Source organism: Bacillus sp. GMa5/1 (assembly GCF_050172015.1).
Lineage (GTDB): Bacteria > Bacillota > Bacilli > Bacillales > Bacillaceae_G > Bacillus_A > Bacillus_A cereus.
The window spans coordinates 1-8897 of the sequence record NZ_JBNLYC010000160.1 but is presented as its reverse complement, the minus strand read 5'-3'; the positions used below and the strand labels follow the sequence as shown (position 1 = coordinate 8897).

Genomic DNA, 8897 nt, shown 5'->3' with positions numbered 1-8897 from the left:
TCGTATTTTTGAAAAACTCTCTCAAAAATCTCCACCCTCAGAATCAAAAAGAAAAGACAATCGTCTTTTCTTTTTGATTCTGTCCTTGCAAAACTTTTTTCGGCTGGTTTTTAGCTTTCGCCAAGCCGAACAGACCAAAAACGAGATTAATTTTTTCGACTTGGATTAGCAATTATACCAGCCGAACCGTCAGTTCTTCCGTTCAAAGTATTGTTTTTTTCTGTATGAATTAACGCTATGTGGGGTTTCGTCCCCACACGACGAGCCAGCACTTACACCCAAAAACAAGAGGAACGTATAATTATAAATCGTTTTAAAATATACTGTTTTTAGTAATATCAGTATTGTTATAAACAGAAAATGAGCCATCTATAAGGACAGCTCATTTTCATATTTTAGTGTAAATAATCAAACTTTTTAATTAACGTCCTGTCCACATATCTTGTACAATTCCGTTTTGGAATAATTCATATGGAAAATAACAATAACCGTTATCTCCCCAACCATCTCCCCAGCTGTTTCGAATAATCACAATTTGTTTATCATCATCGTACCCAACAGCGCAAACAGCATGTCCCGCTGGTTGCCCGTTTTCTATGATTACATCATCAGTTCCTGATATAGGTACAATTCCAGTTTTTCTGACTTCATCTGAATGATAAAAAGCATTTGTGACTTGAAAACCAAGAACTACTGGAAGTCCATGGGCTAGAGCAGATTTTAATCGTGGTAAATCTTGTACACGATTATACTGTCCAATCCGATAGAGTCCAGCATCATTTTCTGATTTTGAAGACGGTTTATCACGAAAATGCTCTATGCAGTAAGGATAATCTTTTTCAGGACAAACTCCAATTTGTTCAAGAATACTCATTCCATCACGTAAATTGGCTCCACTATCTTCTTGAATATGTCCTTCTGTTTCTCGTTCATGATAATACAGAAATAAGCGAGATAACTGTACAAATGGTCGTCCGGATTGTTTTAAAAGATATTCACGTAATCCAGATACAATAGCATTTGCTGTACAAGAACCAAGTTGACCTTGATCTACAACATCTGACATCCGATTTCGAAGATCAACTTGAGTTGGAAGGTCTTCTTCATTACTAAAAAGGTAACTTTGAAACATTTTGTCTCGTAAGTCAATAGGGTCTTTTCTCACGTTAAGGTATTTAACAATATCGTTATTATTAGTAAGATTAAAAACGGATTCTTTTGGATTCATTTTTAATATACTTCCTTTCTTTTAATATCTAAAATATAGTTTTATCGTATACATTAAAAAATATGTATTTGTATGTTTATTTTTGTATCTGATAAATTACAATTATTTGTTCAAGAAGTTTTTTAAAATATATAGAGTTTTTGTGTATATCGTATGCATTATTGGTTAACATAACGTCCTATTATCGGTAGCAATTTTTTAGATAGAATCAGTGTGTTTACAAGGTTTCTATTCTCTCTTTTTGTTTATCTTATATACAAGATTTTATACATCGTTGGTGTAGCGGGGATTCTAGGGATCCCCGCTATTCTTTTTTTGCATAAAATCTTGTATATAGAAAAAAGATTTTGATGTTATTATCGAGAAGTAATACATATCGGTGGTAAAATCGAAATGCATTTCGAAATTAAATTGTTTTTAAAATCGGTTGTTATATCGGTTGTAAGTACATTCTGATTTTGATTAGAACGTTGATTTAATCGTGTTTTTTAAGTGAAAAACGTATTCCGTTTTTGGAGGAGGAATGAAAATTGGAACTAAAATCGGAAATGTATACACCGAAAATTGTTGCGGATTTTTTAGGGATCACACCCGATTTACTAAAGGTATGGTCAAACGAATTTAATATACAAACGGAGCGAAGTCAGGGGGGGCATCGAAGATATTCAAAGGAAAATATAGAAGAATTAAAAGCAATAAAAGAAAAAATACAGGTACAAAAATGGTCTTATGATCAAGTTAGGGCATGGAGAAACGGAGAAATTGATTCGTTTGTTTCAAAAGAAGAAAAATCAGAATTAGAAAAGAAATTGAATGAAGTATTAGAAAATCAGCAGTTACAAAATCAATTTAATCAAGTACTCGTTCAAAAATTGCAAGAAATTACGAATGAATTGGTTACGACAAAAGAGCATTTAGTGAATACGGAGAAAAAGTTAACTGAAGTAGAAGGTAAAAACAGTGAATTAGAAATTTTTATAGAGAAGAAGCTAGAGAAGCGAGATCAGTTATTGCTTGAAAATATTAGAGATATACAAAAACAAAAAAGGAAAGGTTTTTTAGATTGGTTTAAAGGTTAAATCTAGAATACACTTTATGTAAAATTTTTAATGTTTAAAAATATAAAATGGAAGTTATTGTGTAAATGTAATAAGGAGATGCAATATAAATTAATTTAAAAGCATCTCCTTATTACATTTATGTGTTTTGGGAATTTTATTTAATATTTTGTGTTTATACTGGAAAATATTCTATTCTTTTAGTTGCTGCATCTTTGTTTAGTAATATTATTTCGTGATTTCCAGTACTATGTTCAAAACTTGGAAATCCACCAGCAAACCCGTTTCTTTCTGCGTACATTTGTGCTCTTGTCATTAGATTTTCATCAGTTTCTGATCCAATTATGCCTAATTCTGAATCAGATACCCATCTTCTTTCTCCTGCATTTTTGAATAATCTAGTGGCTCCAAAAAGATTTCCTGATGCTGATACATGAAAATTAGGAAATCCACTTAAATATCTTGGGTTTTCTTTTAAGTTTCTATCTGTATTTCTAATATGTTGAGCGAAATTAGCAGGTGAAGGTAAATTTCTTATATCTTCTTTTACTCCATATTGTGGATTTATTAATATAATTTCATAGATTGAACGTGCTGGGTCTCTTCTAAAGGTTGGGAAGCCTCCTGCGAAATTATTTATTGCAGCGTAGTCAGCAATTTTTCTAAAAAGATCAGAGTAAGGTACATCAATATTTCTTATTTCCTCCCAGTTTGTATTATGGGTGTAAGGATTTTGATTATATATGGGATGTGTGTGCTTTTGATAGTAAGTAGGAGGAGAATATGATGGATTTTGTATATTGTCTCTAATATTAGGGGGGGATTGTGGGCTATATTGTGAATTATGATAAGGATTATAAGAATAATAATTTGGATTATCGGTTTGGTGATAAAACATGTTTTATCACTCCTTTTTAGTGTTTTTGATTATAAAAAGAGAACAAAGAAGGATTTAATATACAAAATAATTTTATTCTATAAGGATATTTGTGTATCAGCTATTATCTTTGTTATATAAGCCTAAAAAAATTAGGCCATACAAGTTTTGAAGGCTTATAGAATATTGTAGTTAAGTGAATAGTGGAATTCAAAGTTGTAAGACGTGTATTGAATTGTTTTTTTGTTTTTAAGGAGTTAAATTCATTGTAAAATTATCTGCAGTGGCTGTGAATAATCTTAAACCTAAATTTCTACTGTCAGTACCTCCAGGGATGGCCCAGCATCTACTAAATGCTGTACGTGGAAGGTCAGTAAATCTATCACCTGCCCATATACGAGTAGGTCCATCATTTTCAGCATAGTAGAGAAACATTTTATTATTAGCTGATCCATTCCATACAAGTACTGTATCATTAGGTGTTATAGCCCACCAACCTCTTTTTATCCATTGGATATTCCCTTCAGATTGACAATCAACATCAGAATAAGCTATCGCGACATATATTTTTTCATTAGTTTGATTATGAAAAGATAGTCCCATAAATATTCCTCCTTAATATTAATTGATTTTATTGATATTGTATCTTTTTCTAATGTTTTAGATATTTGTCTTTATATAAATTGGGTGAATATTTCTGTATAAAGATTTTTTTAGTTAAATAAGGGATTAAAAAAACAATGCCATATAGAATTTCTATATGGCATTGTTTTTTTAATTTTGATTTTTAACTTCTTTATTTATAGCGTTTTGAATGTATACTTTTATTATATAAATTGAGAATATTAAAGAATTTGGTGAGAAGTCAATGTTTAAGGGGAAGTGAAAGTAAACTAATATACATTATGTTATTAATAAAAAGATGCTTCTGAAATTGTTTCTGGCAGTTTTCTTTAGTTAAATTATGAAAGGGGAAAAAATATGTAATATAGGTCTATTATGAACCTCTGATAAGGAGGATAGATGATATTTTCCTTAACACCTTAAGTGTACATCGGTGGGACTAGAGGGCCCTCCGTACTGTAGACAGAATCGATTTATTCCTAATTTGTGTACCCATACAATACCAAGTACATCACTTAAAATCCAAACGTTATTTGATTTTTTTTATTGCTACTTTATCATAATTAGTTAGAAAGTATAAATTATTTTTTAATTTATAAAATAATATTCATTTAACAACAATTTTAACTTTGAATCGATTAATAATTGAGACATCACCTTCCCATTCACGCCAGTTCTTTATGTGAAGTTCATATAACCCAATACCATTGATTTGAAACTTAAACACTCGTAATCCTGCTGCGCCAATGGCACCACCTGGCTCGAAATGATCACTAACTTGTTCTATGCCATAAGTTTCCTCTACCTTCCAGAGGTAACCTGTCGTTGGATTTTCTTGTAGATATACAACCAAGATTTCATTTACATTCATCTCGATTAAACGACCCGAATCATGCTCATTTAAAATCATTCAACATTTCTCCTTATTTATATTTATAAACCCACCCTGTTGGCCATTAAGCGTTGGGGTGGGTTAGAACTGGGATTAGAATTCTAGAGGTTTCTATATTTAAAAAATATTTCCTCTTAAAGAAGATGTTCTTAAATCTTAATATACATTAACATTTAACATCCCCATTCAACACCATGGTTTGACCAACTATCAATTCCGCATTCTCCATATGCGATTCTAAAGAAACCTTGCTCCCCCCAAATCGTGGCCCAACTATTCTTACAAATCCAATAACCTTCATCGTCATTGTAACCGATAATCGATACGCAATGTCCACCAAGTTTTTCGCCTGTTACATGTTTGTATATCCCGCCCTTATAAAATTGCATGAAGTCCTGATATACGATAAAACATGCGCTCACAGGTCCATTCGAGGATATCCATTCTTTAATCTGTGCAGGCTTTCCCGTCAAATCTGTGTATCCACTAATCCTCATCTTACGACTATCCGCATCCGCACATAATCCACTGCAATCCTTTTTCTCTAGTCCGTCGTCATATCTATAACAATCTTCATCAACTACTCCTTTTTTTTGAAAGGCGTCGTAAGCATAGGGAGGCCACCATCCACTATCACAAGTTGCTCCGCTTTCTGCCCCGTAACAGAAGAATAATTGGGCCTCACTGAAGTCCACCGCACGGTTTGGGTTATTATTTTGTACACGCATGCTTCCCTCTGCAGTAGCTATTGTCCCAAAGGCAACACATGAACCACAACTTTTTTGATCCTTGACTTCTGTTATGAAATTTTTTCCACCAACGTTACGTAAGTCGTAGGATGTTGGTACACCTGTAGCCTGCAACGCCTCAGATCTAAGAGATTCTTTTTTCGATGATACCCGTTGTTCTATCTCTTCGATACTTGGTTCGTGTTCCGGAGGTTTAGCACCAAGATAGATTTTCTGCTTTTCAATTGGGAGTGACGAAAAGATGGTTATATCCGCCTCCCATTGAGCGTCAGATTGGGATAGCGCATTTTTAACGTCCTCATGGTTAATATTATTAATTGACATTTCTTTCTCCTTCCTTTGATTGCGGGAAAATTTTGGGAATGGTAGCATTTTCATAGAAAATACTATTATCCTTTAGTAAGATTCCCAATGCATAATGTTAATATGCTATTTACTTATGTATGTTGAAAACAAAGATTGTGAAGGAATGTACTGATGACTTAAACAAACTGGTGTATTAGTAAAATTACTGAGGATCTCACTAGCACAGCTGAAAGGATTTTTCAAGGAAGCTTTATGTTAACTAGGAATGAATATCAAATACATATAAATTAATAGTTTTCATGTTAAAAGAACGGATTGGAGATTTCGATCAATTAGAAAATATAAACGCGAAACAGGCAAGTGACGCGATTGTTTAGTAAATCTACGTCTTAAGACGATCTAGTTGCCTTTAAGGCAACGTTGGTTTTTTAATAAGGGGGGCAACTGCTAGACTTAAAGCAGTGCTCCTTGTTTGGCGTTTGTCAATGTCTTGGAGCGGTACCGGACCGCAGGGAGGATAAGGAGCGGAAGGACATTGACAAATTCACTTCACCCGAACCCTCTTGGCATTGTCAAAACTTTTGTTTTGACCTGCCTACCGGCGAGGGAGCCCCTCAAGGATTGAGGGGGTGGGGAGTTCGATTGAGGGGGTCAAGGGGAACTTTCCCCTTGTAGGTTCGGACAAAGTCCGAGGTCTTTTTGCCATGCTTAGCATGGCTCGGCGAAGTCGAAAAGCGTCGCAGACCCCTATCGATTTTGATGCGAAAGCGTCGAAATACGTATAGGGTTACGTTAATTGACACAATTTCGTTGCCTTGCTAGACTTATTGTATCAATTAATCTAGAGGAAGTGGTGGCACTTTATGTTGTTCTCTATCTCATTTAATCAATCTCACCAAAGTTCATTAAGCCATAATAACAGAGAAAACATTTATGGGAATCCTGGCATAGATCCATCCAGGTTAGAAGAGAATATCTACTTTGTCCAAAAGGACATTCAAAGTGTATACAAGGATGTTTTTCAAGAAGCAGTAGATAAATATAACGAGAAACAAAAACGCAATGATCGCAAAATTAAGGATTATTATGACAAGATAAAAAAAGATACAAAGACACATGAGCAACGAGAATTGGTTGTAGCGGTTGGAGAGGGTAAAGATGACCCAAAGTATAGGGAAGCTAAAAAAGAAGCATTAAAACAGTATGCAGAGGCTTTTCAAGGGCGAAATCCAAATCTAGCAGTATATAACATGGTTTTACATGATGATGAAGCAAATCCGCATTTACATATTAACTATGTACCGAATTTTGAAAGTAGTCGAGGATTAACGAGGCGTGTCGGAATGGATAGAGCCTTGCAACAACAAGGCATACAAGGAAAAGGAACGGAGCTAATTGCAAATTGGAGACAATTAGAAACGGCTTATATTGAATCTTTGGCTAAAGAACAAATTCCAAATTTTGAACGTGCTAATGTAGGTTCCCATAAATATATGAAAGTTCGTCAATACAAAGAATATGCTGAAGCAGTTTCTAATATTGAGAATCAGTTTATTGAGTTAAGTAAGCAATTGCCTAATAATAAAATTACGTTAAAGACCGAAAAGAAAGAGATTAAGACAGAGGTAAAACCAAAATTAATTGGTAAACCTGAAATCATAGAAAAAGAGACAGGTAATTATGTTTTTTCTCCAAAGCAACTTGAAAAAATAGAAGAATTGATAACTGCAGCAGTCACTGTAAAAAAAGATTATGAGCGTTTGCAGAATACGGATTTAGTAAAAGAAAATAAGGAATTAAATCTTCAAGTTAATAGTTTATACGATTCTTTACAAGAATCTCAGAAGATAAATCTAGAATTGAGAGAAGATAATAGAAAATTAAATATTGAAATAAGCTCGTTAAAAGCTCAAATAAAGGATTTGAAGATGAATATAAGAATTTTGTATAACCAAACGAAAAAAAGTTTAAAAGAGCAATTTAAAGTTTTTAGAGGGTATATTAAAAAAGAATTGGATAGCAAAGGAATAGATAACCAATTTGAATATGAACATAAGAGAGAAATGAGAAGATATCAAAATTTTGATAGGGAAAGATAGATTTGATAATAGTTGTGAAAAAAAGAGGAGATATTATATTTTCTCAAGAGATGTAAAGTTTTAGTAATGGATTTCATGTTATTATATTTTAGAAAGACGTACAAATAAGAAAAACCGCCCAAGCTTTGGACGGCAAGGCGGTTTTTCTTAATACGGTTGGAATCAACCAATATATATTCTATATACATTCTAACATATAAAAGTTGGTTCCTTCCACTAAGGGAGAGAATTATTTTATGACAAAAGTTGTAGATTTTAGACAAGCTGAAAAAAAAGCAAAAATAAGAGATAGTAAGATTGATAGTATTTATGACCAGTTGCAAACTGGTGGATATTCAGAAGAAGAAAGAGCTATGCTTTTACAGATGTTAAGTAAAATGTCTGGTGGGGAAGAATATTTCATAGGTAAAAAGAAAAAACCTACAGATCGGGTGAGATTTGTGCAAATTATAATGGATAATATAGATTATCTAATTAAAATAGGTTATTTAAGTAGTAAGGAAGAAGCTTTTTTATTCAAATTAACTTCATCTGTAGAGTTTAAAACTAATGTTCTTGTAGAACGTGAGACAAATAATCCAGCATCACCTACATATTTAGCTGAAAAGTTTAAAATGACTCGTCAAAGTATTTCTAGTGTTATGAATGCTTTATTAAAAAAGGGCGTATTAGCAGTTGCACAAGCAGGTGTTACTACTGAAGATGGACGTGTTTGTACTAGTCGTACATGGTTTGTAAATCCAAATATTATGTGTTGTTCTCCTAAAGATGGAATAGATAAAGCAACTCAACATATTTTTAGGGATTCCTTAAGAAATTTTAAAGTCGAAGATCAAGGAAAGAAAAAACATAAACTACCTATTTATTTATTTTAAAAGAGCGTAAAATTTTCTTGCGTTCTTTTTTTTTTTGTTATTTACCTTTTTTTAGGTGTCACTTTTTTTTGACACAGGTGTCGCTTTTTTTTGACACTTCATATTCTATAAACCCTTGATATTACTGGTTTTTTTTATTTCTTCTATCTCACTCTTATATATAAGACTAAAAGTTCCACAAGGAACGGG

Annotated in this window: 8 protein-coding genes; 3 read left to right on the top strand and 5 right to left on the bottom strand. The window is 32.9% G+C overall.

Features of this window, described 5'->3' with window-relative positions:
* Positions 1–421: 421 nt before the first annotated feature.
* Positions 422–1228, bottom strand: a complete 807-nt coding sequence (locus ACQGSG_RS23630) for a C1 family peptidase (RefSeq protein WP_426948162.1) — start codon at positions 1226–1228, stop codon at positions 422–424.
* A 530-nt stretch (positions 1229–1758) separates the two neighbouring features.
* Here ACQGSG_RS23630 and ACQGSG_RS23625 point away from each other — a divergent pair.
* Positions 1759–2307, top strand: coding sequence for a MerR family transcriptional regulator (locus tag ACQGSG_RS23625; protein WP_426948160.1), 549 nt, complete (start codon positions 1759–1761; stop codon positions 2305–2307).
* A gap of 154 nt (positions 2308–2461) precedes the next feature.
* On the opposite strand, the gene ACQGSG_RS23620 is transcribed toward ACQGSG_RS23625, so the two are convergent.
* The 4 genes from ACQGSG_RS23620 to ACQGSG_RS23605 form a co-directional block, all read right to left on the bottom strand.
* A complete protein-coding gene (locus tag ACQGSG_RS23620) occupies positions 2462–3184 on the bottom strand; it encodes a hypothetical protein (protein WP_426948158.1) in 723 nt (240 codons plus the stop codon).
* 228 nt (positions 3185–3412) lie between these two features.
* Positions 3413–3766: a DUF1036 domain-containing protein gene (locus ACQGSG_RS23615; protein WP_426948157.1), complete on the bottom strand. Its 354-nt coding sequence runs from the start codon at positions 3764–3766 to the stop codon at positions 3413–3415.
* Between the two features lie 628 nt (positions 3767–4394).
* Entirely contained in the window at positions 4395–4697 is a 303-nt protein-coding gene (locus ACQGSG_RS23610; RefSeq protein ID WP_426948155.1) for a protease inhibitor I42 family protein, read from the bottom strand.
* Positions 4698–4852: 155 nt separating this feature from the next.
* On the bottom strand, positions 4853–5752 hold the full coding sequence (locus ACQGSG_RS23605; protein WP_426948153.1) for a C1 family peptidase: 900 nt from the start codon (positions 5750–5752) through the stop codon (positions 4853–4855).
* An 845-nt stretch (positions 5753–6597) separates the two neighbouring features.
* On the opposite strand from ACQGSG_RS23605, the gene ACQGSG_RS23600 reads away from it, so the two are divergent.
* Together ACQGSG_RS23600 and ACQGSG_RS23595 are read left to right on the top strand one after the other, a co-directional pair.
* Positions 6598–7833 carry a plasmid recombination protein gene (locus tag ACQGSG_RS23600; RefSeq protein ID WP_426948151.1) on the top strand — a complete coding sequence of 412 codons (1236 nt, stop codon included), beginning with the start codon at positions 6598–6600 and terminating at the stop codon, positions 7831–7833.
* 236 nt (positions 7834–8069) lie between these two features.
* Positions 8070–8708: a MarR family transcriptional regulator gene (locus ACQGSG_RS23595; RefSeq protein WP_426948149.1), complete on the top strand. Its 639-nt coding sequence runs from the start codon at positions 8070–8072 to the stop codon at positions 8706–8708.
* Positions 8709–8897 lie beyond the last annotated feature (189 nt).

What these genes read in the sequence shown, in the direction of transcription:
- ACQGSG_RS23595 (WP_426948149.1), top strand. Translation starts at nt 8,070, where the DNA reads ATGACAAAAGTTGTAGATTTTAGACAAGCTGAAAAAAAAGCAAAAATA.
- ACQGSG_RS23620 (WP_426948158.1), bottom strand. Translation starts at nt 3,184, where the DNA reads ATGTTTTATCACCAAACCGATAATCCAAATTATTATTCTTATAATCCT.
- ACQGSG_RS23600 (WP_426948151.1), top strand. Translation starts at nt 6,598, where the DNA reads ATGTTGTTCTCTATCTCATTTAATCAATCTCACCAAAGTTCATTAAGC.
- ACQGSG_RS23630 (WP_426948162.1), bottom strand. Translation starts at nt 1,228, where the DNA reads ATGAATCCAAAAGAATCCGTTTTTAATCTTACTAATAATAACGATATT.
- ACQGSG_RS23615 (WP_426948157.1), bottom strand. Translation starts at nt 3,766, where the DNA reads ATGGGACTATCTTTTCATAATCAAACTAATGAAAAAATATATGTCGCG.
- ACQGSG_RS23605 (WP_426948153.1), bottom strand. Translation starts at nt 5,752, where the DNA reads ATGTCAATTAATAATATTAACCATGAGGACGTTAAAAATGCGCTATCC.
- ACQGSG_RS23610 (WP_426948155.1), bottom strand. Translation starts at nt 4,697, where the DNA reads ATGATTTTAAATGAGCATGATTCGGGTCGTTTAATCGAGATGAATGTA.